The organism is Streptomyces sp. NPDC044061 (genome assembly GCF_056434305.1).
Genome location: NZ_JBWKFL010000013.1, coordinates 39117 through 63784, shown reverse-complemented (window position 1 = coordinate 63784; position 24668 = coordinate 39117). Strand labels below are relative to the sequence as shown.

General features: G+C 70.5%; 18 protein-coding genes. 12 read left to right on the top strand and 6 right to left on the bottom strand.

The features are described 5' to 3' along the window. The first annotated feature begins 149 nt into the window (after positions 1-149). Complete coding sequence (locus AC07CM_RS22030) at positions 150-482, top strand: cupin domain-containing protein (protein ID WP_478878122.1); 333 nt, start codon at positions 150-152, stop codon at positions 480-482. Positions 483-576: 94 nt separating this feature from the next. Here AC07CM_RS22030 and AC07CM_RS22025 read toward each other — a convergent pair whose 3' ends face one another. The 5 genes from AC07CM_RS22025 to AC07CM_RS22005 all read right to left on the bottom strand — a co-directional run bounded on the left by AC07CM_RS22025 (position 577) and on the right by AC07CM_RS22005 (position 5372). After that, positions 577-1782, bottom strand: a complete 1206-nt coding sequence (locus tag AC07CM_RS22025) for a globin domain-containing protein (RefSeq protein WP_478878121.1) — start codon at positions 1780-1782, stop codon at positions 577-579. Positions 1783-2028: 246 nt separating this feature from the next. Beyond that, entirely contained in the window at positions 2029-2685 is a 657-nt protein-coding gene (locus AC07CM_RS22020; protein ID WP_478878120.1) for a class I SAM-dependent methyltransferase, read from the bottom strand. Then, a complete protein-coding gene (locus AC07CM_RS22015) occupies positions 2682-3185 on the bottom strand; it encodes a hypothetical protein (RefSeq protein ID WP_478878308.1) in 504 nt (167 codons plus the stop codon). Before AC07CM_RS22015 ends, AC07CM_RS22020 begins: the two co-directional genes overlap by 4 nt. Before the next feature lie 2 nt (positions 3186-3187). After that, positions 3188-4528 (bottom strand): molybdopterin-dependent oxidoreductase, encoded by a 1341-nt coding sequence (locus AC07CM_RS22010; RefSeq protein WP_478878119.1) that lies wholly within the window; start codon positions 4526-4528, stop codon positions 3188-3190. A gap of 106 nt (positions 4529-4634) precedes the next feature. Continuing rightward, the gene (locus AC07CM_RS22005; RefSeq protein ID WP_478878118.1) at positions 4635-5372 is read right to left on the bottom strand and encodes a flavodoxin family protein; all 738 of its coding nucleotides are present in this window, start codon (positions 5370-5372) and stop codon (positions 4635-4637) included. A 204-nt stretch (positions 5373-5576) separates the two neighbouring features. On the opposite strand from AC07CM_RS22005, the gene AC07CM_RS22000 reads away from it, so the two are divergent. Next, positions 5577-7268 (top strand): acetolactate synthase large subunit, encoded by a 1692-nt coding sequence (locus AC07CM_RS22000; RefSeq protein WP_478878117.1) that lies wholly within the window; start codon positions 5577-5579, stop codon positions 7266-7268. Between the two features lie 110 nt (positions 7269-7378). Here AC07CM_RS22000 and AC07CM_RS21995 read toward each other — a convergent pair whose 3' ends face one another. Further along, positions 7379-8665: a PAS domain-containing protein gene (locus tag AC07CM_RS21995; RefSeq protein WP_478878116.1), complete on the bottom strand. Its 1287-nt coding sequence runs from the start codon at positions 8663-8665 to the stop codon at positions 7379-7381. Between the two features lie 279 nt (positions 8666-8944). Between AC07CM_RS21995 and AC07CM_RS21990 the strand changes: the two genes are divergently transcribed. The 10 genes from AC07CM_RS21990 to AC07CM_RS21945 all read left to right on the top strand — a co-directional run bounded on the left by AC07CM_RS21990 (position 8945) and on the right by AC07CM_RS21945 (position 24612). Further along, on the top strand, positions 8945-10318 hold the full coding sequence (locus tag AC07CM_RS21990) for an ATP-grasp domain-containing protein (RefSeq protein WP_478878115.1): 1374 nt from the start codon (positions 8945-8947) through the stop codon (positions 10316-10318). Then, complete coding sequence (locus AC07CM_RS21985; RefSeq protein WP_478878114.1) at positions 10315-12327, top strand: PEP/pyruvate-binding domain-containing protein; 2013 nt, start codon at positions 10315-10317, stop codon at positions 12325-12327. The genes AC07CM_RS21990 and AC07CM_RS21985 overlap by 4 nt, the downstream gene beginning before the upstream one ends. Further along, a complete protein-coding gene (locus AC07CM_RS21980) occupies positions 12324-13778 on the top strand; it encodes an MFS transporter (RefSeq protein ID WP_478878113.1) in 1455 nt (484 codons plus the stop codon). The genes AC07CM_RS21985 and AC07CM_RS21980 overlap by 4 nt, the downstream gene beginning before the upstream one ends. A 659-nt stretch (positions 13779-14437) precedes the next feature. Continuing rightward, positions 14438-14545, top strand: coding sequence for a keywimysin-related RiPP (locus tag AC07CM_RS21975; protein ID WP_116152784.1), 108 nt, complete (start codon positions 14438-14440; stop codon positions 14543-14545). Positions 14546-14703: 158 nt separating this feature from the next. Next, a complete protein-coding gene (locus AC07CM_RS21970) occupies positions 14704-16557 on the top strand; it encodes an asparagine synthase-related protein (RefSeq protein WP_478878112.1) in 1854 nt (617 codons plus the stop codon). 130 nt (positions 16558-16687) lie between these two features. Next, positions 16688-16948, top strand: coding sequence for a lasso peptide biosynthesis PqqD family chaperone (locus AC07CM_RS21965; RefSeq protein ID WP_478878111.1), 261 nt, complete (start codon positions 16688-16690; stop codon positions 16946-16948). A gap of 74 nt (positions 16949-17022) precedes the next feature. Then, on the top strand, positions 17023-17439 hold the full coding sequence (locus AC07CM_RS21960; RefSeq protein ID WP_478878110.1) for a lasso peptide biosynthesis B2 protein: 417 nt from the start codon (positions 17023-17025) through the stop codon (positions 17437-17439). A gap of 2 nt (positions 17440-17441) precedes the next feature. Continuing rightward, positions 17442-19385, top strand: a complete 1944-nt coding sequence (locus AC07CM_RS21955; protein WP_478878109.1) for an ABC transporter ATP-binding protein — start codon at positions 17442-17444, stop codon at positions 19383-19385. A gap of 284 nt (positions 19386-19669) precedes the next feature. Next, complete coding sequence (locus tag AC07CM_RS21950; protein WP_478878108.1) at positions 19670-20074, top strand: effector-associated constant component EACC1; 405 nt, start codon at positions 19670-19672, stop codon at positions 20072-20074. Continuing rightward, on the top strand, positions 20071-24612 hold the full coding sequence (locus AC07CM_RS21945; RefSeq protein ID WP_478878107.1) for a caspase, EACC1-associated type: 4542 nt from the start codon (positions 20071-20073) through the stop codon (positions 24610-24612). The genes AC07CM_RS21950 and AC07CM_RS21945 overlap by 4 nt, the downstream gene beginning before the upstream one ends. The last annotated feature ends 56 nt before the right edge of the window (positions 24613-24668 follow it).

Below are 24668 nucleotides of genomic sequence, written 5' to 3'. Positions count from 1 at the left end.
CGCTCGTGTGGTTCCGTGGCACCAGGGTGCCATCGCGCCGGCACGGGTCCGGCTGCTGCCGGTGCCCGTCGAATCGAAGCGGTATCAGCGGACCCCACCGGAGCCGCATCGGGCGTTCGCTGCAGACACAGAAAGGGCACACGACCGCCATGCGGAAGTTCTCCCTCGCCGCCCAAGCCCGCGAACACCTGGAGCGGGCCGTCGCGTCCGCCAACGGCCGCAGTGCCGAGACCGTCCACGGCGGCCACGAACACGTCCTGCGCCAGACGCTCATCGCGCTGCGCGCCGGCACCGTTCTCGCCGAACACGAGAATCCGGGCGAGGCCACGGTGCAGGTCCTGCACGGTCGAGTACGGCTGCGCAGCGGCGACGACGTATGGGAGGGGATGACCGGGGACCTGCTCCTCGTGCCGCCCGCGCGCCACGGCCTGGAGGCCCTCGAAGACGCAGCCGTGCTGCTGACGGTCGCCAAGATCTCCTGATGCACCCGCCCGCGTGCCGCTCTCCTCGGCGGCACGCGGGCGGGGGACGGACCTGAGACGGTCCGGCAGGCGGGTGGCCTTTGCGCGCGGGTTCTCAGCCCTCGGCGTGGGCCAGCCACAGGTCGGGGCCGAAGACCTCGTACCGGATGCTGCGCGCGGGGACACCGGCCCGCAGCAGCTGCGTGCGGGCCGCGCGCATGAAGGGGAGCGCGCCGCACAGGTGGACGTCGGCGTCGGTGGGGACGTCCAGGCCGTCGAGGTTCATCAGGCCCGCGTGGGAGCCGGGTTCCTCGGTTGCGTCCTGCTCGTACCAGAACTCGGCCTTGGCCCCGGGCAGTTGCTCCACCAGGCGCCGGGTGTCGGCGCGCAGGGCGTGGTCGGCCGGAGCGCGGTCGGCGTGCAGGACCCACACCTGCCGGGTCGAGCCGGTGGCCGCGAGGTGTTCGAGCATGCCCACCATCGGGGTGCAGCCGATGCCGGCCGAGACCAGCACGAGCGGGCTGTCGGCGTCGTCGAGAACCACGTCTCCGAACGGGGCCGACAGGGTGAGCTCGTCACCGACTCGAACGGTACGGTGCAGCTGGTTCGAGACCTCGCCCTCGGGGGCGTCGGCGGCGCTCGCCACCCGCTTGACGGTGATACGCCGCTCGCGGTCGCCGGGAGCGTTGGACAGGCTGTACTGCCGGGTCTGGTGGATGCCGTCGGGCATGAGCATCCGGACGCTGACGTACTGGCCGGCGCGCGCCCGGGGCAGGGGGCCGTCGTCGGCCGGGCGCAGCAGGAAGGAGGCCACGTCGCGGGTCTCCTCGCGCCGCTCCACGACGGTCCACCGGCGCCACGGCCTGCGCGGGTCGACCCGCGCCTGCTGATAGAGGCGAGCCTCCATGGCTATGAGAGCGCCGGCCATCAGCCAGTACACCTCGTCCCAGGCCGCGGCCACCTCCGCGGTGACCGCCTCGCCCAGGACGTCGCCGATCGCGCGGAAGAGGTACTTGTGGACGATGGTGTACTGGTCCTCGGTGACGCCGAGCGCGGCATGCTTGTGGGCGATGCGGGCGAGAAGGGCGTCCGGGCGGGCGTCGGGGTCGGCCAGCAGGGCCTGGGCAAAGCCGGCGATGGATCCGGCCAGGGCCCGGCGCTGCTCGCCGCTGGCCTGGTTGCCCCGGTTGAACAGGCCGTCCAGCAGCTCGGGTTGTTCGGCGAACATGGAGCCGTAGAAGCGCGCCGTGATCTCGTCCAGGGCACCGCCGACGGCGGGCAGGGTGGCGCGGACGACAGCGGCCGACTCGGGCGAAAGCATGGGACTCCTCTGAGTTGTGGGCTGGTGGCGGGACGGCGCTCGCCGTCGCTGCCGGGATCCGGCGTACCGATCCGGGACGGCACGTCGATCATTCCGGGGAGCCGTCCTGGGCCATAGGGCCGAACTTCCCTCGGCGGCAGGGCCCGTCGGGCCGGGTGCCGGGCACGGCACGCCCGAGCGGGGTCATCTCGGCCGGCCCGGCTCCCCTGCGCCGGCTCCTCTCAGTGGTGGGGGGCTGCCGAGTGATCAGCGGTGGGCCAGGGTGGCGAAACATCGGTGCCCGCTCGTCCACTGGTCGGTGACGTTCAGGGCGACGTTCTCGGCGGCTCTCCGGAGCGCTCGGGGTCCGAGCAGCGCCCAGGGGAAGGGGGGTCCACTGCGGCCGTGGAGGTCCTCGAGGCGGCCGGTGCAGAGTTCTTCCACGTCGTGGGGCTCGATCTCGATGACGAGCCGTCCGGTCGGGGCGATGAGCCCGCGACAGCGATCCAGCAGGCTGCGGGGATCCCCGCCGATGCCGATGTTGCCGTCGATGAGCAGGACCGTCCGCCAGCCTCTCTCCGCCGGCAGCCGGTCGAAGACGGATCGGCGCAGTGCCAGCCCGCCCAGGGCGGTGGTCAGCGCGACCGCGCGAGGCGCGATGTCGACGCCGAGGGCGAAGACTCCCCGGCTCAGGAGTTCTCTGCACAACCGGCCCGGGCCGCAGCCGACATCCAGGACGGGTCCGACGCAGCGTTCCAGGACGGTCTCCTCGGCCACCCCGGGAGGCTGGTGCCAGCGGTGCACCGGCATCGGGATCCGGCGCCCGTCGAGCAGCCGCAGGAACACCGGGCCACGGCCGGGGCGCAGCGCCAGGGCGTAGGGATCCTCGTCGGCGGCGTACAGCTCCTCCTCGTCGGTCGTCACGGTGTGGCGCCACGACCGGTGGCGGGCCGCCGCTCGTCACCGCGGCCGGCTCGGCGGGCGCGGCGAAGTCTGATCGCGAAGGCGACTGCGGAGGCGGCGAAGAGCACGCCGGTGATCGCCAGCCATCGGCCGAGGTAGACGCTGTCGGACAGCCCGGTGTCCCCGGGGTAGGGCGCCGCGAGACGGAGGACGAGGGGGAACCAGACCAGCAGGAGCAGACCGGACAGGAAGGCCGGGACGCGCAGGTGATTGATCCACGGCACCGTCGGCCGGTCGGCCGGACGGTGCCGCAGTACCGAGACGGCCGACAGGTCGGCCAGCGAGTACAGGGGCAGCAGGAGCAGGTCGTGGAGGACGGCCGCACCGACGAACCAGATCGCCACCTCCCACGGGCGGACGGCGAACAGGCGCACCATGGCGTAGCCGGTGAGGGCGAACGAGGCGATCAGGACCAGCAGATGCAGCGGGCCGGAACCGTACCAGCGGACGAATCGTGCCATGGTCACGCCCTGAAGGTGAGTCGGCCGACCCACTTGGTGTTGTTCACGCCGGGGTTGGCCGGGACGATGACGCGGGCCGGGTAGCCGTGGTCGAGCGAGAGGTCCGCGCCGTTGACGCGGAGGGCCAGCAGTGCCCGGGGATCGCGGATCTGGTTGTCCCGCAGCACCACCCTGGTGAACGGGCCGGGGGGTTGGACCGACTCGACGAGGACACTGCCGGCGTCGGGCCGCCCGGCCAGGGCGGCGAGGTCGGCCAGTCTCAGGCCGCTCCAGTGCTGGTCGTCGGTGGACCACCCTTCCACGCAGGCGATCGGCAGTGCGGCGGCGTGCTGGGGCATGGCCAGCAACTGCTCGCGGGTGAGGCTCAGTGGCGCTCCGCGTCCGTGCACCTCCAGTCGCCAGTCGGGACCGACCAGCGCGGGGGTGACACCGACGGCCGTCGCCGTCTTGTTGATCTGGAAGCCGTTCGGGCCGCTGCCTGGATCGCGGTTGTGCGGTGCGAGGAGTGCGGTGCCGCGCAGCCGGCCGCCGATGCTCTGGCCGGCGGTCACGACGAGCAGGAGCAGCGAGCCCGCTCCCACCATGCCCACCGCGCCGCGGCGGCTCATCGTCGGTGCGGCCGGGGAGACCGCCACCAGGCCGTCGGGGTCGGGGGGTTCGGGCACGGTGTGGGAGAGGCCGGTGCGCAGTTCGGTCCTCAGGCCGCGTGAGCGCAGGGCCCGTGTCATCCGGCCGAGTCTGAGGCACACGTGGACGGCGAAGGCGGCGATGAACACCCAGGCGCCGTAGAAGTGCAGGCGGTAGAACGAGCCCGGGAAGACGTAGTAGAGCTGGATGTTGAGGATGCCGGTGACGAATTCGAAGATGACGCCGCCGACCAGCATCAGCAGGGACAGCCGCTCCAGCCCGTGGGCGACGGATCGTACGGGAAGCCACTCGAACAGCTTCGGGATCACCGACCACAACTTGGCCAGCAGCGCAGGTACCAGGACCACCCCCAGCGTCACGTGCACGCCCTGGAGCAGCCGGTAGAGCCAGTAGGGGTGCGTGGGCCAGCTGAAGAGGTAGAAGCCCAGTAGGCCCTTGTCGGGGGTCTCGTCGTTGAGGGGGCTCAGCCCGGGGTTGTAGGAGGCGTAGGAGAGCAGTCCGGTGACGAAGAGCACCGGAATGCCGATCAGGAGGACCAGGCCGAAGACCGAAGTCAGCCAGGGCCCGCGGATCGGGCTGCGCCAGAAATCCGGCCGGAACGGCCCCGGGGGCGGGGGCAGCCGCCCGACGCGCCGTGCCGCCGTACGGGCACGAGTGGCGGCCGTGGCCAGCGCGGCCGCCCCGGTGGCCGGCACACGCTTCAGTCGCTCCCGTGTTCGTTTCCCGACCGGTCCCCGGCGTCGCGATCCACCGGACGGGACCGGACCCGACGGCCGTTCGCCGCTTGCCCTCGGCATCTCTTTACCGGTGCTCGGGGTTCTCGTAGTCGTGGCGGCAGCCGGCGTCCCATGCGGTGCGCTGGTTGCCGTAGGCGGGGATGCCACCGCGGTCCTTCAGCGCCCGGGCCAGATGCAGCAGGTTCCAGGTCATGAAGGTGGTGTTGCGGTTGGTGAAGTCGTTCTCCGGGCCGCCCGATCCGGGATCGAGGTACGAGGGGCCGGGGCCCGCCTCCCCGATCCAGCCGGCGTCCGCCTGGGGCGGGATGGTGTACCCGAGGTGCTGCAGGCTGTAGAGGACGTTCATGGCGCAGTGTTTGACGCCGTCCTCGTTGCCGGTGATCAGACAGCCGCCCACCCGGCCGTAGTAGGCGTACTGGCCCGCTTCGTTGAGCAGGCTGGAGCAGGCGTAGAGGCGCTCGATCACCTGCTTGGTCACGGAACCGTTGTCGCCCAGCCAGATGGGTCCGGCCAGCACCAGGATGTCGGCCGCCATGACCTGCCGGTACAGGTCCGGCCAGGCGTCCGTCTCCCAGCCGTGCTCCCGCATGTCGGGCCACACCCCGGTGGCGATGTCGTGGTCCACGGCCCGTACGACGTCGACGTGCACGCCCTGGGCATCCATGATCGCGGTGCTCCGGTCGATCAGCCCCTGGGTGTTGCTCGGCTCCGGCGAGCGTTTGAGGGTGCAGTTGATCACCAGGGCCCGCAGGTCGTCGTACCGGGCCGGTGGTGCGTCGGTGGCGGGCGACGAAGCGGTCACACGGTCCTCCCGGAGTCCTGCCGCCGTTCGGACGAAGGCGGCGCGTCCACATCCGGCTCCAGCCTGCGGACCGCCTGCCGCGGGCGCCACCGCAACGCTTCCGAATGGCGCCAGGACGGTCACACGAGGTCGGCAGCCCTCCGGGGCTCCCCCTTCGGTGGACGGTGAGTGGCCGGGGTGGGCAGGCGTGCCTACGTTCGTCCCATGGGCACCGAAAGCGCGACCGGGTCGCGGGACACGACAGCAGTGGAGGACGTCGCGCACCTGCTGGTGCGTTGTCTGCGGGCCGAGGGCGTGGAGTACGTCTTCGGGATCCCCGGTGAGGAGAACATCCGCTTCGTCGACGCGCTGAACGGCTCCGGAATCCGGTACGTCCTGGTGCGCCACGAGCAGGCCGCCTCGTTCATGGCGGAGATCTACGGTCGGCTCACCGGGCGGGCCGGCGTGTGTTCGGCCACGCTGGGCCCCGGCGCGATCAATCTGCTGCTGGGCACAGCGGATGCCATGACCAACAGCGCGCCGATGGTGGCCCTGGCCGCCCAGGGGTCGCTGCGCCGCGTTCACAAGGAGTCGCACCAGGTCATCGACCTGGTGTCGATGTTCGCTCCCGTGACCCAGTGGGCGGCCCGCGTGGAGTGTCCGGACGCGGTGCCTGAAATGGTGCGCAAGGCGTTCAAGACCGCGCAGAGCGAGCGCCCCGGCGCCGTGTTCCTGGCCGTGCCGGAGGACATCGAAGCGGAGCGGCCCGCCGAGCATCTGACACCCCTGCAGATCGACGCGGTGCACAGCGATGCGCCGTCACTCACGCAGATCGCGCGGGCGGTCGAGGTGCTGACATCGGCACGGCGGCCTGTCGTGCTGGCCGGCCACGGCGCCGCACGTGCCGGGGCGTCGGACGCTCTCGTGCGGTTCGCCGAGCGGCTGAACATCCCGGTCGCGACCACCTTCCATGGCAAGGGCGTCTTCCCCGACGACCACCCGAACGCCCTCGGCGCGGTCGGCTTCATGCGCCACGACTACTCCAACTTCGGCTTCGACGCCGCCGACGTGCTGATCTGTGTCGGCTACGAGATCCAGGAATTCGATCCTTCCAAGATCAATCCCAACGGCGACAAGCAGATCGTGCACGTGCACCGCTTCCCGGCCGAGGTGGACGTCCGCTACCCGGTCGCGGTCGGCGTCCAAGGCGACCCCTCGCAGGCACTGGACGCACTCGCGGCGGCACTGCCGGACACGCTCGCCTACGACTCGGCAAGCAGTGTGAAGATCCGTGCGCTGATCGACGAAGAACTGCGGTACGGACGCGAGAACGAGGCGTTCCCCCTGGTCCCGCAGCGCGTGGTGGCGGACGTTCGCACGGCCCTGGACCGCCACGACGTCGTGCTCGCCGACACCGGCGCCGGGAAGATGTGGATGTCCCGTCTCTACCCGACCTACGAACCGGACACCTGCCTGGTCTCCAACGGCCTGTCCACCATGGGCTTCGCGCTGCCGGGCGCCATCGCCGCCAAACTGGCCAGGCCGGACCGGCGCGTCCTGGCGATGATGGGCGACGGCTCCTTCCTGATGAACTCCCAGGAACTGGAGACCGCCGTCCGCGAACGCGTCCCCCTGGTGGTCCTCGTCCTGGTGGACCAGGAGTACGGCCTGATCACCTGGAAGATGGAACTCGAACTCGGCCGCCACAGCAACACCCGGTTCACCAACCCGGACCTGGTCGCCTACGCCGAGAGCTTCGGCGCACGCGGCTACAGGGTGGAGACCGCCGATCAGCTCCTGCCCGTGCTCCGCAGCGCCCTCGACGACCAGACCGTCTCCGTGATCGCCTGCCCTGTCGACTACTCCGAGAACCTGCGCCTGACCGACAGACTGGGCGACCTCAGCGGCCCCTTTTGAGCGGGAGGGCCGCGTAGGTGAAGGGCTGCCCGGGACGGTGCCGACGCCGGAAGGGGCGTACGCACGCATTCGGGATCGCGGCGCCGTCCCGGGCGACGGGGCTCGACCGGTCAGGCGGGGCTGAGCGGGTGTGCCGCCGTGGTGGAGCGCGGCGGCCAGGAGTGCGGGGAGAGGATGCCGAGCACGTAGGCGCGGGCGACCAGTGCCGGGCGGGTCGCGACTCCCAGGAGGTGCCGCAGGCGGCTCAGGTGGTAGTCGACCGTCTGCCGCGAGAGGTGCAGGGTTCCGGCGATGTCCGCATTGCTGTGGCCGGCGGCCAGCAGGGCGAGTATCCGCACCTGGGCGGCCGTCAGCGGTGGGTGCGCCTCGTGGCTCAGGCCGAGCCGGGTGATGACCGCCCAGACACCGGGCAGGTGTTCCGCGGCGTGGTGCACGGCGCTCAGATGGATCCAGGCACGGCGCCGGCGGTCGCCGTCGACGAGTACGGCGCTGGTGCGCGCGCTTCTGCGCCGGCCGGCGATGAGGTCGTCCCAGATCCGGTACAGCGCCTTCCGTTCGGGCGTCCGGGCCAGCAGCGTGTCGGCGGGCGATCCGACGAGGTCGCCCAGGCGGACGTGCAGCAGCTCGGCGGCGGCGGCGCCCGCGTCCCTGACCACTCCGTCCGCGGACAGGCGCAGACAGGCCAGGCCACTGTGGTCCCGCAGCGCGCGCAGGTCCGTCTCGGCCCGGCGCCGCTGGTCCAGTGCGCGGGTGTAGTCGGTGACGTCGACGTAGATGCCCGCCACGCAGCGCAGCGCGCCCCAGCGCACGGGGAAGCGGTATCCGGCGGCGTGCCCGCAGGAGCCGTCCGAGCGCCGGTAGTCGAGCGTGTGCCGCACGGAGCGCCCGCCGCCGAGGACCTCCTCGTCGAGGGCGAGGAACCGCGCCGCGTCCTCGGCTCCGTCGATCTCGGCGAGGTGCCGGCCGATCAGGGTGTCGCGCGTGGTTCCGTACAGGTGGGCGTAGGCGTGGTTCGCCCAGACATAGCGGCCGTCGGCGTCGCGGACGAACACCGCCGCCGGGCTCAGGTCGGCGAAGGAGGCGTACGGTCCCGTCGCGGCCGCCGCGCCGCCCACCTCGACCGCGACTCCCCTGCTGCGGCGGGAGGGCGCGTCGTCTCCACGGGCCGGCCAGTTGACGTCGAACGTGCGGCCCTCGAACCTCGCCCGATAGGGACCGTCGCCGGGTAACCGCGACGGACCGCCGTGATCGGCGCACAGGGCCCGCAGGAAACGGCGGGCGATGCGCTCGTCGGCGAAGGCGCCGCCCCCGCTGTCGACCAGTTCCGAGCCGCCGTCGGCTTCCCACCAGGACACCGCGAGGGGCGCTAGCAGCGTCTTGAAATCGGCCTCGTCCACGACTCGACTCCTTCAACGTTCCACGACATTACTTTGAGTAACACCTCATGCGTGTCCAGTCGGCGCGTGCGGCATGCAAGGCGGTCCGAGACCCGCCCGGGCGCCGAGTGCGCGACCCGCGCGGCGCGTTAACCCATCACGGGTCCTTCGCATGACGTCAACCTCCGTCACCAGTCAGGCATTTGCCTGAGACGTCGACGCTTCGCACCCCCGGAAACGGGCAGCCGGGCTGCTTCGCTTGAAACGAGACCGCCGGGAAGACGAAGGAGTTGGAGTTCCGTGACGAAGGTGCTGTACGTGCATGCCAAGGGTGGCCCCCCGGTGGGGTACGCCCTGCCCCGGGTGGCCGCGAGGTCAGCCGTGCACCTGCTGGCACTCAGCGACCTGCCCGTCGATACGGCGGCGGTCGCGACGGAGTTGTGCGCTTCGGTCGTCGCACGCGGGGACGTGGACGAACACGACCTGGTCGAACTCATCGCGTCCCGTGCCCGCGAGGTCGGCGCGGACGCCGTCATCACCTTCTCGGAGTACGCGGTGGTCGCGGTCGCCGAGGCCTCGCGGCGGCTCGGACTGCGGGGCGCGGGGCCGGCCGCGGCCCTCGCCCGCGACAAGCGGCTGATGCGCGCGGCCTGGGAACGCCATGGCATACCCCAGCCCCGCTTCCGTGCCGTCGCGACGGCAGACCAACTGCGGAATGCGGCAGTGGAGTTGTCCTGTCCGCTGCTGCTGAAGGCGGCCTGGAGCGCCGGTTCGACCGCGCACCAGATCATCGAAGGGCCCGCGGACGTGCGGGACGCCTGGGGACGGTCGCGCGCGGTGATGACCGAGTCGGCACGGCTCGGGTACGCGGAGCTCCATGTCGACGGTGCCGGCGAGGACTTCATCGTCGAGGAGATCGTCACCGGCTGTGCCGAGGAGTGGTTCGACGGATCGGGCTGGGGCGACTACGTCAGCGTCGAGGGCGTGGTCGTGGACGGTGTCTTCCGGCCCGTCTGTCTCAGCGGCCGCATGCCGACGGTGGCGCCGTTCACCGAACGCGCCGGCATCACCCCGGCCGCGGTCGGTGCGGGGGCCCAGGCCCGGATCGTCGAGCTGGCCCGGCGGGCCGTGACGGCGCTCGGACTGGAGAACTGCGGCACCCACACGGAGATCAAGCTCGGGGCGGACGGCCGCATGTGGGTGATCGAGACGGCGGCACGCTTCGGCGGTGCGATGACGGTGCCCCAGATCGAGGAGGTCTTCGGGCTCGATCTGGTCGCCGTGTTCACCGACCAGCTGCTCGGCCTGCCGGCCGGCTGGCCGTCACGGGCGTTGACGCCGGCGGACGCCGAGGGCGCGGCCGGCTCCCTCGTGGTCCTCGCCGTGGACGGTGTGGGCGCCCCCTGGCCACGCCGGCATCTGTGGGACTCCGCGTCGGTGATCCGCTCCGCTCCGGTCGGCACGGGCAGCACGCTGTCCGTCGTCCGCGAGAGTTCGGTGCCGGACGGCACACCCGTGCCGGTCTACGACCCGGCCGCGGGCGCCAACACCATGGCGGGGCTGTGCCTGCTGTCCGCCGACCGGCCGCAGACCGTCATCCGCGACTTCACCGCCCTGGTGGACGCACTGCCGCACATCCTGCCGACGTACCTCACCGAGGGGGTGCGGGCATGACCCTCACCCTGGACGAGGCCGGCGCCCCCGGGGCCGCGGGCGACCGCACCGTCGTCGGCGCCAACCTGTCGCTGCCCCTGTTCCGGACGCTGTCCGGAGTGCTTGCCGGACACCCGTATCTGAAGATCGTGGTGGACCGTGCCCACGGCACCTGGCACCTGCTCGACACACGGGTGCACCCGTTCCACGTCAACTACATCGCCACCCGCGTCCTCGGCATGACCCTGGACGAACTCGACGAGGACCTCGACGCGTTCAACGCGTCCGTGTACATGGACCCCGAACGCCGGTTCCTCCTGGGGGTGCTGTCCCTTCACACCGAAGACGACGCGGACGGCACCGAGCGTCCCTTCCTGGTGCTGGAGACCACCGAGGCGGACACCATGCAGGGATCCCTGCTGGAGGAGTTCTACCTGTATGTGCGCGAGCGGGTCGACGGACGTCTGCCGCTGCTGCTCAAGCCCGCCAACCACGGCCAGGAGCACGAACTGGCATCGGTCGGCGAGACGCGCGTACCGCGCATCCTCAGCCACGAGCTGTTCGGCAACCGCACCCGCACCTGCCTCAACCCCGGGGAGGCCGAGGGCCGGCTGCGCCACTTCCGCACCACGGCCGAGTACGAGGCCGCCGCCGCGGATCTCGGCTGGTCGGACATCGTCGCGATGCCCCGCCTCCCCGACGACGTGCCCAGGGTCGCCGGATTCGTCAACACCGCGCCCATCACACCGCTTTCGCACACCAACGTGCTGGCATCGGGCTGGGGCATCCCGAACGCGATCGTCCGTGACCTCGACGACCTCGTGCGGCGCGACGGCCTGGACGGTGCCTGGGTGCGTTACCGGGTCCGGGAGGACTCCGTCACGCTGGAGCCGCTGCCCGGCCCGCCGGCCCTGACGAGGCCCGCCTGGCACCAGCAGCGCGTCCGCATCGGGACACCGCTGCTGCGGCAGGCCCCGGTCCTGGCCCTCGACCGGCTGCGGCGCACCGACCGCGACAGTTACGGCACGAAGGCGGCCAACCTCGGGGAACTGCACCACGTCCTGGACAGCCGCACCGCCGACCTGACGGCGTTCTACGCGCGCCCGCGCCCGCCGCGCCCCCATCTCCTCGGCCACCTCGGCGCTCGGCTCGGCGAACCGGGGGCCGCGCCGGAGCGACTGCGCGCGGCCGCGGCCGAATACGTGGCCAGGACGGTCCGCGCCCCCCAGGGCGTGGCACTGCCGTTCCACCTCCACCATCTGTTCCTGACCTCCTCCCCCTCGCTCCAACAGGCCATCGGCAAGCTGAAGATGGCCCTCGAGCTCGAGGCGCTCGACATCGTGGACGCGCTGTGCCTGAACCTCCAGCGCCTCGTGCGCTGCACGCCGATGCCCGACGAGGTCACCCGGGCGATCACAGGCGCGGTACCGGAGTTGCCGGCCGACGGCCGCCGCATGGTGGCGCGCTCCTCCTCCAACGCCGAGGACCTGCCCGGCTTCTCCGCGGCGGGGATCTACGACTCGGTGACCACCGTGCGAGGGAGCGAACAGCTCATGGACGCCGTGCGGCAGGTGTGGGCGTCGCTGCTGTCGCCGCGCAGCGTGCGTCTGCGGCACCAGGCCGGCATCTCCCTGGACGACACCTACATGGGCGTGATCGTCCAGGAGTACGTGCCCGCTCGCCTCGGCGGTGTGCTGGTGACCTGCAACCCGACCCGCCGGGAGGACTTCCGCAACGTGTACGTCAACTGCACGCCCGGTTCGCCGGAGCGGGTGGTGGACGGCACCGTCCTGCCGCAGCAGTACCTGTACAACACCGTCGAGGGCGGAGGGCGTACGGTGGACATCGGTTCGGCGGGCCAGGACCTTCCGTCCCGGACGCGCTCGGCGCTCGCCCAACTCGCCTTCACCGGACGCCTGTTGCAGTCCCATTTCAGCGAGGACGACTCCGACGACGCGCTGGACATCGAGTGGCTGATGACGGACCAAGGGGCGTTCCACCTGGTCCAGGTCCGCCCGTACGCCCGGTGAGCCGCCGTATGCCCGCCCTGCGGCGCCGTCGTGCGCGGCCGGTCTCCTCGCCGGTCGCCCGGCGCATCATCCGTCTCAACAACGGGTTCCAGCTGTCGTTCAACCTGCTGTGGTGGATGCCGGTCTTCTACGCCTACCAGCGCGACGCCGGTCTGTCCGACAGCCAGATCTTCGGCATTCAGAGCATCTACTACATAGCGTTCTGCCTGTTCGAGATACCGACGGGTGCCGTCGCCGACCGCATCGGCGCCCTCAACTGCCTGCGCGCGGGCGCGGTCGTCATGACGGCGGCGAACATGGCGCCGGTGCTGGCCCCTTCGTACACCGGCTTCCTCGTGCACTTCCTCGCCATAGCGGCCGGACGCTCACTCACCTCGGGCGCGGCGAGCGCCTACCTCTACGAAGGCCTGCGCGCCGAGGGGGCCGATGCCCACTATCTGAGGGCCGAGGGCACCGCGCGGTCCCTCGGCCTGGCCGCCAAAGTGGTCTGCTGGCCACTCGTCGGCCCGCTGATGGCGCTGGCTCCGCAGACCCCGTACGTGCTCAGCGCGGCGAGCGCGGCCGCGTCGCTGGGCTGTGCGCTCGCACTGCCGCGCCTCGCGCCGCGCGGCAGGAGCACCGGGCCGGGCACGCCAGGGCGGCGCAGCGGAACTCTCCTCCGTGACACCGGTGCCGCTCTGCGTGCCCTGCGCGCATCGCCGTGGCTGCCGCTGCTCATGGTGCAGGGCGTGGCGGTGTTCACGCTGTCGCGCATCTGCCAGGTCAACCTCTTCCAGCCGGTCCTCCTGGAGCACGGGATCGGGGAGAGCGCGCACGGCAGTGTGCTCGCGGCCATGACGGTGGCCGAAGCGGTGGCATCGGGCCGCCCCCAGTGGCTGAGCCGCCGGGTGTCGCCGGCCATGTGGGTGTCCCTGCTGAGCGTGGCGCTCGCCGCGGCACTTGCGGGCACCGCCCTCGGGGGGCCCTGGCTCGTGGTGGCGCTGCTGTGCGCGTTCGCCGCGATCACCGGGTTCGTCTATCCCGTGCAGCGCAAACTCGTCAACGACGCCATCCCGGCGGACGCGCCACGCGCCACGCTGCTGTCGGTGGAGAGCATCGTCGACCGCGGCGTGTGCGCGCTGGCCGCGGTCGCCGCCGGAGCGTACCTGGCGGCCGGCCGCCTCGACGCACTGCTGTGGCAGAGCGCCGCGGTCACCTGCGTGCTGATCCCGGTCCTGCACGTCGCGCTGCACCGGCTGGGCCCGGCGGCCCCGCGAGGAGGGCGTGAGGCAGACATGCGCGCTCAGGACGCGGGCTCCGGAACCGTCCCCGGCTCCGGCCCGGGCACGAGCGCAGTTTCCGGCGCGGGTCCCGCCGGTTCGGCGGGACCGACAGGAGTCCCCGGTCCGGAACCCGGCTCTGATCAGCCCGTACCCCTGCCGGTCGACGAAGGCGTCGCGCCACATCCGTGAAGGGCAGGCGAACGTCCACCGCCCACCGAAGCAGCCCTTGACTTCCTGACTGAGCTACGGATTCGCCGCTCGGGAACTCTCCAGCGATCCGGCCATGAAATTTTTATGAAGGTTCTGTCAATTCCCATGGCAGAGTTGCAAATTACCCGGAGAACAAGCCGAGGCATAGGCCAATGATTGCAACTTCTACAGTTGAAGCTTGCGGCCATTCCCCGCCTTGACATGCGGTCCTCGGCCCGGAGAGATCCAGAGCAGTCGATATGGATCATGAATCTTAGAATAGCTGTTGACCTGCGAAAACCGGGTGCGGCTAGTCGGTTTGCGCGCCTTCGGACGCATCTGATCTTACTCGGGGAACGGAGGGGAAACCCCTCCTCCTACCCGCAAACCCCTTCGCCATGGCCCGCGTTCTGACGCTTTCGGAAGCATCTGCACACGAGGAGATGCAGAGTTCACTTCTCGCATAGTTCGGCGCCCCCATCGCGCACTGTTGTGGTGATCTGATTACTGCCCCTAGGGTGACTATCCGAATTGGCCGTCCGCGGGTCCGGAACCGTGGTGAAAGCGGGCTGATTCGAGCAGGTGCCTGTGCCGACGTTCTCTTCAGACGACTGAAACGGCGACAGCTGATGTCGTCGCGAACGAAAGGATGTGTGGCCATGACGTACGAGCGTCCGACCCTCACCAAGGCCGGCGGTTTCCGCAAGACGACGGGCCTGGCCGGCGGCACCGCCAAGGACCTCACCGGCGGTCACCAGCTCATCTGACTCCGAGGCGACCGGGCCCTTCTCTCGTCCCTTCGGCGTGAGGTGATCAGGGCCCGTCCACGGCGGCGGAGGGCAGTCCCCGACTGTCCTCCGCCGCTGCACCCGGCCCACCCTTCCCGCACCGGCGGGCGCGCCATCGACCGGAGGTACGTGAGTCCATGAACAGCCCTGCGTTGCTCACCGTGGTGCCCACCTGGTTCGTGGTGCTGCCTGATACCGACGAGGCGGCAGCCGCGGCGGCCAGGGCTCTTCCGCACGCCGTCGAAAGCCACCCGCATGCGTCCGGCCGGCCGTGGTTGATGGGACGCTGGAATCCAGGGGAGCTGACTGTCGGCGAGTGCGGCGGAGTGCGTCTCGCGGTGTCGGGTGAGCACGCCGTCACCTCCGAGGAAGCGGCCCGCGCGGCTGCCGCGGCTACCGATCTGTCCTCCCTCGACCGCTTCGCCCGCTCCTGGCACGGCAGTTACCACCTCCTCGTCAGTCTGCACGGCCAGGTACGCGCTCAGGGCACGGTGACCGGTGTCCGGTCCCTGTTCCATGGCGGTGCGCACTCGGCCCACCTGGCGGCCGACCGGGCCGATGTCCTGGCCGACCTCATCGGGGCACCCCTCGACGAGGGCCGGCTTGCCCTCCAGATGCTCAGTCTCGGCGTGCTCCACCCGCTGTCCGCGCGACCTGTGTGGCGCGGAGTGGAGGCCCTGCCCGGCCACGACTACCTGGTTCTGGAACGCGACGGCCGGGCACACCGGAAGCGTTGGTGGTGGTTGCCACGTCGCGACGTACCGTTGGCCGAGGGCGCGGTGATGTTGCGGAACGAGCTGCGCCGAGCCGTCGAGATCCGTGTCCGGGACCGGGATGTGGTCACAGCCGATCTCGGCGGTCTGGACTCGACCGCCGTGGTGTGCACCGCGGTGTCTGCCGGTGCCAAGGTCGTCGCCTACACCGCGGCGACGCACGACCCTCGCGGCGACGACGTCCACTGGGCTCGTCGCACGGTCGAGGAACTGTCCTCGGCGGGCGGCGGCGGGCGCATCGAGCACCACATCGTTCCGGCCGAGGACTTTCCGCTCACCTTCGACGGTGTGAACACTCTGACCGACGTACTGGACGCCCCGTCGCTGTATGCCGTGGACCACAACCGACGTATGAGCCTTCTGCACCTGGCCGCAGACCGGGGATCCACCGTCCACCTGAGCGGTTTCGGTGGTGACGAGCTGCTTGCCGGCGCCTCCGCCCGCGTTCACGAACTGCTGCTGCGCCGCCCGCGCACCGCTGTCCGCCACGCCCGCGGATACCTGGCCAAATATCGCTGGTCGCGGCGGCGAGCCACACGCCAGTTGCTGGACCGGCGTCCCTACGGGGCGTGGCTGGAGCAGATCGCAACCGATCTGACCGGCCCGCTGCCATCGCTGGAGGAGCCGTTGTTCCAGTGGTGCTCGCCCGCCAGGATGCCTCCGTGGGCCACAGCGGACGCCGTCGACGCGGTGCGCTCACTCATCCGGCAGGAGGCTGTGGTGGCGCGGCCCCTGGGGCCGGGGCACGGGGAGCACCGCGAACTGGCCACCATGCAAGCGGTGTCACGGTTCGCCAGGCACCTGAACCAGATGACACGTCAGCGCGGCATCCTCTTCGCCTCCCCCTTCTACGACGACCGTGTGGTGGAAACCGGCCTGGCGGTGCGCCCGGAGGAGCGAGTGACTCCGTGGCGGTACAAGCCGCTCGTCGTGGAGGCCATGCGCGGCGTCGTCCCCGAGGCCAGCCGCACCCGCGCCACCAAGGCCAACGCCACGCTGGAGGAGGAGGTCGGGCTGCGGCGGCACCGTGAAGCGCTGCTGGCGCTGTGCGAGGACTCGCGGCTGGCCAAGCTGGGCCTGATCGACGCGGACGTGTGGCGAGCCTGGTGCTCCGGCCCGGTGTCGGCGGAGCTGGAGAACGTCCTCCTTCACCCGACCGTCGGCTGTGAGGTGTGGCTGCGTACCTCGGAGACGTCGCACCGCCACTCGGACGGTTGACGCGTCAGCTGCCACATGCCACCGGTCATGCGCGCCTCGAAGGCCCGTACGCCACCGATCGATTTCCCTGTGCCCCGCCCGTCGAGCCCTGCCACCACCCACAAACGTCCCTCGCTACGGAGGTCTTCCGATGAACCTGGAGTTGCGCGGCGGCATCATGATGGCCGAGACCGAGTACGGCCTCGCCCTGCTGGACGAGAAGAGTGGCGAGTACTGGACCCTCAACCCCACCGCCGCCGTGGTCCTGGAAACGATGCTGGCGGGCCGGGGCACGGAAGAGGCGGTGCATGCCCTGACCGAGCGGTACGACGTCAGCGACAGCCTCGCCCATCAGGACGTCGACCGTATCCTCACGGAGCTGCGATCGGCCGGGCTCATCAGCGAGAACTGACAGGCAGAGCGCCGGCGGACCCAGCAGCCGGAGCACTGCCCTCACGACGTCCGAACGTGCAGGAAGGAAAGGCCATGTCGACGCCCGAAGCGGTCCCCTACCGGCCTCGTTCCGTACCGCTGCCCACCCGGTTGGCGGCCCGCCTCGCCGTGGGGTGCGCCCACCTGCTGGCGACTCAGTCGCCCTCCCGGATACGCACCCTGCTGCGCCAGGTACGCCGTGGCGCACGGCCGGCCTCGGTGGCACAGACCGCGGCCGCCCTGGACACCGTCCTGGCCGTGAGCCTGACCGCAGGTGGCCGAAAGGGGTGCCTGCCCAGGTCCCTGGCGACTGTTCTGCTGTGCCGGATGCGCGGCCAGTGGCCCACCTGGTGCGTGGGTGTGCGCAAGCAACCGCCGTTCGCGGCGCATGCTTGGGTGGAGGCGGATTCCCTACCGGTCGGCGAGGACTGCCCTGCCGATTACTTCCAGCGCTTCTTCGCGGTCGATTGAGCATGGCCGGATCGCCGCCCGCCACCACACCCCACGGCACCGGCACGACAGCCCAGGCCGTGTCGGCCGCCTCGAGCGGCGGGGCCCGGTCCGGCGTGGCGGCCACGATCACCGGGGCCGAAGGCGCTGCCTCCCACGCGGGCGCCACCAGGGCTCAGTCCGGCTACCGGGCCCTGGCGGCCTCGCTACGGCCCCACCGTCGGACCGGCCTCGCCGGGGCGCTGCTCGGACTGATCGGCAGCACGCTCGGCCTGGCCCAGCCCCTGGCCGCCAAGCGGTTGATCGACAACCTGGGCACGGGGCGGACGACCATCGGTCCGGTACTGGTGCTGGCCGCGCTCCTGCTCGGTGCTGCCGCGTTCTCCGCCCTGGGCCAGTACGTCCTGCATCGCACCGCCGAGTCGGTCGTGTGTTCCGCCCGGCGGCGGATCACCGGGCGGCTGCTCCGGTTGACCGTGCCCGAGCTGGACAGGCACGAACCAGGTGATCTGATCAGCCGCGCCACCTCCGACACCATGCTGCTGCGTCAAGCCGCCACCCAGTCAGCGGCACCCGCCGTCACAGGCGTTGTCATGCTGGTCCTGACGCTGGTCCTGATGGCCCACGTCGACCTGGTCCTGCTCTCCGTCACGCTCACCGTCATGGCGTTGCTCGGGGCGGTCGTAGGGGCTGCGACGCCCGCCATCGGGCGTACCACCCGGCAGGCGCAGGAGTCGGTCGGCGAGATCGGCGCGGCTCTGGAGCGGGCCCTCGGGGCGGTACGCACGGTCAAGGCTGCCGGGGCTGAGCAGCGGGAGACAGCCGCGCTGGGCCACATGTCCGAGGACGCCCGTGGCACCGGTGTACGCGCCGCCGGCTGGCAGGCCCTGTCGGCGGCCGCCTCTGCCGTGGCCGGGCAGGCGTCCTTCCTGGCGGTGCTCGGAGTGGGCGGTGCCCGGGTCGCCTCAGGGACGATCAGTGTGTCCACCCTGGTCGCCTTTCTGCTGTATCTGTTCGCGCTGGCCCCGAGGATCAGCCAGCTCGTCGAGGCCGTGGGGCAGCTCCAGGTCGGCGCTGCCGCCGCCCTGCGTATCGAGGCGGTTCAGCGCATGGACATGGAGTCCGGTGAACCGTCTGTCCCCGGCACGTCGCCCACAAGCGCCGCAAAGACCGCGAGACAACCTGGGCAGTCGGCAGCCACGGTGCGCTTCGAGCAGGTGGGCTTCCGCTATGGGCCCGGGCTGGCCGCCGTCCATCACAGCATCTCCTTCACCGCGCCTGCCCAGGGTGTGACTGCTCTTGTGGGCCCCTCCGGCGCGGGCAAGACCACCGTCTTTTCCCTGCTCGAACGTTTCTACGACCCGGACGCCGGCCGCATCCTTCTGGACGAGCGCGACCTGAAACAGTGGCCACTGGCCGAACTGCGCGCAGCGATCGGTTACGTCGAGCAGGACGCGCCCGTCCTGTCCGGCACACTGCGCCAGAATCTGACCCTGGGCGCACCGCATACCCTGGACGACGACCTTCACGAGACACTGCGCCGCACCCGGCTGGAAGCTGTCGTCGCCCGTCTTCCGCAGGGGCTGGACACCCTGGTCGGCCACCGGGGCAGTCGGCTCTCCGGAGGTGAACGCCAGCGCGTGGCCATCGCCCGGGCCCTCCTGCGCCGCCCTCGGCTGCTCCTCCTGGACGAGGCCACATCGCAGTTGGACGCCGACAACGAAGCGGCGCTGCGGGAGACCGTGGCGGAGGCTGCGCGGAACATCACCGTGCTCGTGGTGGCGCACCGGCTGTCCACCGTCACCACCGCTGACCGCATCATCGTCATGGAGGCGGGCCGGGTACGGGCCGTGGGCACCCACGCGGAACTGCTCAAAACCGATTCCCTCTATCACGACCTGGCCACGACTCAGATGCTCAACGCCAGGCCGTCGCCCGCCGATGGGGGTGTCCAAGGGCTCGCATGAGAACAACGTGTGATTTGGTGAGTGCCGCGCTCGAACCTACGACGGTGCGGCGGCTGCACGCTTCGTGGCGCTCCCGGGCCACCCACCGCCCTGCGATCGCGGAAACGCTCCGCACGCTGCGGGAGCACTGGAGTGAGCCCGACTCCGAGATGCCGACTGCCGCAGCACTCGATTCGAGCCAGGAACGCCCGTCCCGTGCGGTCTTTTTCGCAGTCCCGGACATCGCTAGCCTCAGGTGCAGCAACTGACAAACGCGTATGTCATGCGGTCAGGACGGGGGAGCCATGGACGTCGAGGTGGTCGCGCAAGGCCCCGGTGGTGGGGACCAACTCCGTTCCCTGCGAGATTGGTTGGTCGATTCGCAGGAGTTACGGGGGCGCGTCGACGGTGTGGAACGGCCGCCGGAGACCGGCACGCTGGGTCCGGCGCTGGACGCGCTGTCGGTCGCCCTCGGCCCGGCCGGTGCGGTGACTGCGTTCGCCACTGGTCTGATCGCCTGGCTGCGCACCCGCCGCGGTGATGTGCACATCAAGGTGACGCTTCCGGACCGCAGTTCACTGGAGCTGACCGCGAAGCGAGTCTCCGGTCTCGACGTCGGCGCGCTGCAGCAGCAAGTGAACGAAGTCGCCGACCTGTTGGGCCGGCAGCAGACCGATGCGCATGAGCCCGAGCGTCGCGAGCTGCCATGACGGACCTGTCCGGCTCAGGCGTACGGGTCGTGCTGATCGCGACCGCTACGCACGACGGTTCTCTGCTGCCGTCGGTACCCGCGGTCAGCACCTCCTGCCAGGATCTGCGCACAGTCCTGATCGAACGCTGCGGGGTGCTGCCCGACCGCCTGCGCACGCTGCTCGACCCGGCCGACGCGCGGACCATGGCACGGGCCGTCACCGAGGAGGCGCAGCGTGCGGACACCGTGCTGCTGGTCTACTTCATAGGGCACGGTCTGCTCGGTCCGGACGGAGAGCTGTACCTCGCTGCCTCCGGCACCGACCGCCTCACCCCCGGGATGGCCGAGCACCAGGCTCTGTCGTTCTCCTCGCTGCGGCAGGCACTGGAGGCGAGCCGGGCGTCGTCCGTCGTCGTCGTACTCGACTGTTGCTTCTCCGGACGGGTCTCCTTGAGGGGCGGCCCATCCCTGCCCGCGCTCACCATGACGCCCGCGCACGGCATGTACCTCATGGGTTCCGCGGAGCAGCTGGCACTCGCGCCTCCCGACGCCGTACACACCGCGTTCACCGGCGCGCTCATCGAGCTGCTGACCCACGGCGACCCGCGTGGTCTCCAGCAACTGACCCTGGACGCCGTGTTCGACGGGGTTTTCCGGGCGATGAATGACCGGCAGGGGCCGCTGCCCCGACGTCAGGCCGGGGACCGCTCGGGACACCTCGTCATCGCACCGAACCCGGCTGTGCCCGCGCAGCCGGAGCCTCCGGAGGAAGCGGAGCCCACGCCCGGCCGCTGCCCGTACTTGGGCCTGGACGCCTACGGGGTGGACGACGCAGACGTGTTCTTCGGGCGAGACGGCATGACGGAGCGCGTGTTCGCCGCACTGACGGAGGTTGCCGGGGCGGATGTGCCGGGCCCGCTGGTCCTGGTGGGCCCGTCCGGCTCGGGAAAGACCTCCCTGCTCAATGCCGGTCTCACGGCCGGACTGCACGAGCGAGGGCTGCTCGGCACCACTTCCTGGCTCTCCCTGCGCCTCACCCCCGGCAGGAGCCCGCTCCGACAGTTGGCAGCCCGGTTCGACTCCAGCCCCGAGACCGTGGATCTGCTGCGGGAGGACCCCGAGCGCCTGGCCCAACTGGCCGAACGGATGCTGGCCGGCCGACCGGAGCAGCGGCTGATCGTCCTCGTCGACCAGTTGGAGGAACTGTTCACGCTGTGCCCGGACCCGTCGGAACGCACGGCGTTCCTGCAGGCGGTCGCTGCCCTGGCACGGCCTTCGGACAGGGATTGGCCGGGGGCGCTGGTAGTGCTCGCACTCCGGGCGGACTTCTACGGTCAGGCGGCCGCGCATCCCGAACTGCTCTCCGCGCTGCGTGACAACCAGCTGCTGGTCGAGCCGATGACCCCTGACGAACTCCACGTCGCCGTCCAGGGGCCGGCGACCGCCGCGGGACTGGTCCTCGACGACGGTCTCGCCGACGTGATCCTGCACGAGTTCGGCGCGACGGCCGACCGGCAGCCGACAGCGGGGGCTCTGCCGCTGCTCTCCCATGTCCTGTGGGCGACCTGGCTGCGACGCGCGGGATCGCGGCTCACCGTCGCCCAGTACCGTGCCGCCGGTGGCATCTCGGAGGCGATCAAGACCACCGCCGACGACACGTACGACGGACTCGACCGGGAGGGCCGGGAAGCCGTACGGCTCATATTGCCTCGGCTGGTGCGCGTAGGAGAGGACTCCGCCGACACGGCCCAGCCGGTCGACCGCTCCACGCTTCTGCACGGCCTGCCCGACACTTCGGCCGGACAGCGGGCCATCGACCGGTTCACTCGGGCCCGCCTGCTGACGTTGGACCACGATTCCGCCCGTATCAGCCATGAGGCGCTGTTGCGCGCCTGGCCGCGACTGGCGGAGTGGGTCGATGCGGACCGCGACTGGCTGCGGGCCCGGCAGCAACTGGCCGCCGATGCCCGGGCCTGGGAGGGGGCGGGACGGGAGTCGTCGTTGCTGTACCGGGGCAGCAGACTGGCCGCTGTTCGGGAACGTGCCGAGTCGTCACCGGCAAGCGCGGTCGAACCCGATTCCGTGCTCGCCGAGTTCGTGGACGCCTCTTGGCGGCAGGAACGCCGGGGCGTCCGCCGGGTCCGTATCGCGGTGGCGTTCCTGGTGGCCCTGGTCGTGCTCGCCACGTCCGGGCTGATCGGTTCCGTCATCTTCCAGCGACGGGCCGAGCGGGCCGGCGAACGCGACCTGGCCCGGTACCTCGCCACCGAGGCTGACAGCATCCGTGACCAACAGCCCGGCCTGGCCAAGCAACTCAGCCTCATCTCGTACCGGATGAACAAGGACGCGGGGCGCGGCGCGCTGCTCAACAGCAGGCGCACCCCGGGCGTGATCAACGGGGAGGAGCCGGGCCACGACCTTGCCTATAGCGGTGACGGCCGGATCCTCGCGATATCGGTCGGCGATGCCGTCGAGCTGCGCTTCAAGGGCGGTTCCCAGCGGATCGGGCGGAAAGGAGTGGACGTGGTCGGCCCGGTCACGGTCAGCCGGGACGGCCGGACACTCGCCGCGGTCACGTACGAGAACCATCGGCCGAAGACGACGTGGGTGCGGCTGTGGAACATTTCGGATCCCAGGCACCCACGGCAGACCGCCGCACCCCAACTGGACCACGCCGTCCACTCGCTCGCCCTCAGCACGGACGGCAGGATCATGTACGGCGGCCTGTCGACCGGTGGGATAGGCGTCTGGGACATCCGTGACCGGGCAGCGCCGAAGCCGCTGCCGACCCTCACGGCGCATTCCGCGCGGGTGGACTCCCTGGCCGTGTCCTCCCGGCGTGATCTGCTCGCCAGTATGAGCGTGGACGGCCGCATCCAGCTGTGGAAAGGGGCGGACTCCGGTCGGCCCGAGAAAGTCGCGGTGCTCGAAGGGGCGACGTACGACCGCAGCACAACGGTGAACCCGAGGCCACTGCACCGGGTGGCCTTCGATCCCCATGGGGAGAAGCTCGCGGCACCGGTGGCCGGGAAGAACACGGACGGTCTCGGGCTGTGGAAGCTCGACGCGCCCGACAAGCCCCGACGGATGGGGCCGCCGAAGAAGAGCTCCACGGACGAGGGCGACCCGTCCATGCAGTGTTACGCAGGCGTGGATTCCGTGGCATTCAGCCCGGTCCGCGAGTACGTCGTCGAGACCTGCGAAGGCCACTGGTACATCCGGATCTACGCGAAGACCCCGGTTCCCAACGCGATTCTGACCGGGGCGTCGAGCGTGGGCGAGGACCCAACAACAGACGAACCGGGCAGGGTCCTCTTCGACCCCACCAATTCCCGGAGGCTGTTGCAGGCCACCGATCGCGGCGTTCGCGTCTGGTATCTCAGCAACTCCGCCCAGCTCGGGGCCGAGACGTTCATTCCGGCGACGCCCGGAACCGGAGCCCAGTTCGACTACCGCTTGGCAGGCAAGAAGCGACTGATCGCCCTCGAAGGGGTGGGCGTGAACTATCTGCTCGACGTGACGGACACACCGGATTCATTCGTGGTTCTGGCCGTGACGCACTCCCCTGACATGTTCACGGGCGACGACATCGCCCTCAGCCCCGACGGGCGCCTCCTCGCCGATGTGGAGGTGTACGAGGGCAAGAAGGTCGACAAGAAGGGCAAGAAAATGCAATACGTCGGTCTGCGACTGCGCTCGGCCCGCAGATACGCACCTTTGCTGTCCACCATCGACGAGTTGGACAACGGTGTGCAAGCGATCGCCTTCAGCCCCACCAAGCCCGTCATGGCGGTGTCCGACATGAATGCCTGGAAGGACAAGAACCACAAACCACCGGTCGTACGGATCTACGACATAGCGGACCCCAAGCGTCCACGGCAGATCGCCCGGATCAAGGCGACGACCACGCACCTCGACTTCTCCCCGGACGGCGAGACCCTCGTCCTCAACGATTCCCCCTTCGTCGACCGCGACGATCCCCAACCCCAGACCATGGCTCAGCTGCAGGGCTGGGACGTCAGGGACCCGTCGCACCCGGAGAAGCGGTGGCGGCAAAATGTGCCGAAGGCAATCGATTCGGTGGACGTCGCGTTCCGGCCTGACGGAAAGCTGTTCGCCGCCTACGAAAGCGACGGAACCCTGCGGCTGTGGCGCGTCGACAAGCACCGGCTCACCGAAGAGGTCTCCCACACCAACATGGGCGTCAACGGCAGCCCGATCGCCTTCAGCCCCGACGGAGCCCGTCTCGCCCTGCTCGCGACGAAAGAGGCAGGTGGTAATGCACGCCCGGAAATCTGGGACGTGACCGATTCGAAATCCCCCAAGCTGCATTCCTACCTGCCCGAGGACCACTCCGGGATCTACGCACTCGCGTTCACCCCGGACGGTGACTACCTCGCCACCGTCAGGGCCTTTGCGGGTGTCGACTTCTGGGACATCAAACCGGAACGCGTGATCGGCGACCTCTGCGAGGGGATCGGCGACCCCATCACCCGTACGCAGTGGACGCACTACCTCCCCGAAAAGCCGTACGATCCCCCGTGTCGTCCGTCCTAGTTCACGGGCCCTGCGCACGCCGCCCAGATCCGCATCAGGCCGGTCCAGGGCAGCCC

Excerpts from the sequence above, each read along its gene's own strand:
- AC07CM_RS21950 (WP_478878108.1), top strand. The coding sequence starts at position 19,670 with ATGGACGTCGAGGTGGTCGCGCAAGGCCCCGGTGGTGGGGACCAACTC.
- AC07CM_RS22015 (WP_478878308.1), bottom strand. The coding sequence starts at position 3,185 with ATGGCACGATTCGTCCGCTGGTACGGTTCCGGCCCGCTGCATCTGCTG.
- AC07CM_RS22000 (WP_478878117.1), top strand. The coding sequence starts at position 5,577 with ATGGGCACCGAAAGCGCGACCGGGTCGCGGGACACGACAGCAGTGGAG.
- AC07CM_RS21965 (WP_478878111.1), top strand. The coding sequence starts at position 16,688 with ATGAACCTGGAGTTGCGCGGCGGCATCATGATGGCCGAGACCGAGTAC.
- AC07CM_RS21945 (WP_478878107.1), top strand. The coding sequence starts at position 20,071 with ATGACGGACCTGTCCGGCTCAGGCGTACGGGTCGTGCTGATCGCGACC.
- AC07CM_RS21960 (WP_478878110.1), top strand. The coding sequence starts at position 17,023 with ATGTCGACGCCCGAAGCGGTCCCCTACCGGCCTCGTTCCGTACCGCTG.
- AC07CM_RS21975 (WP_116152784.1), top strand. The coding sequence starts at position 14,438 with ATGACGTACGAGCGTCCGACCCTCACCAAGGCCGGCGGTTTCCGCAAG.
- AC07CM_RS21970 (WP_478878112.1), top strand. The coding sequence starts at position 14,704 with ATGAACAGCCCTGCGTTGCTCACCGTGGTGCCCACCTGGTTCGTGGTG.
- AC07CM_RS21955 (WP_478878109.1), top strand. The coding sequence starts at position 17,442 with ATGGCCGGATCGCCGCCCGCCACCACACCCCACGGCACCGGCACGACA.
- AC07CM_RS21985 (WP_478878114.1), top strand. The coding sequence starts at position 10,315 with ATGACCCTCACCCTGGACGAGGCCGGCGCCCCCGGGGCCGCGGGCGAC.
- AC07CM_RS22025 (WP_478878121.1), bottom strand. The coding sequence starts at position 1,782 with ATGCTTTCGCCCGAGTCGGCCGCTGTCGTCCGCGCCACCCTGCCCGCC.
- AC07CM_RS22030 (WP_478878122.1), top strand. The coding sequence starts at position 150 with ATGCGGAAGTTCTCCCTCGCCGCCCAAGCCCGCGAACACCTGGAGCGG.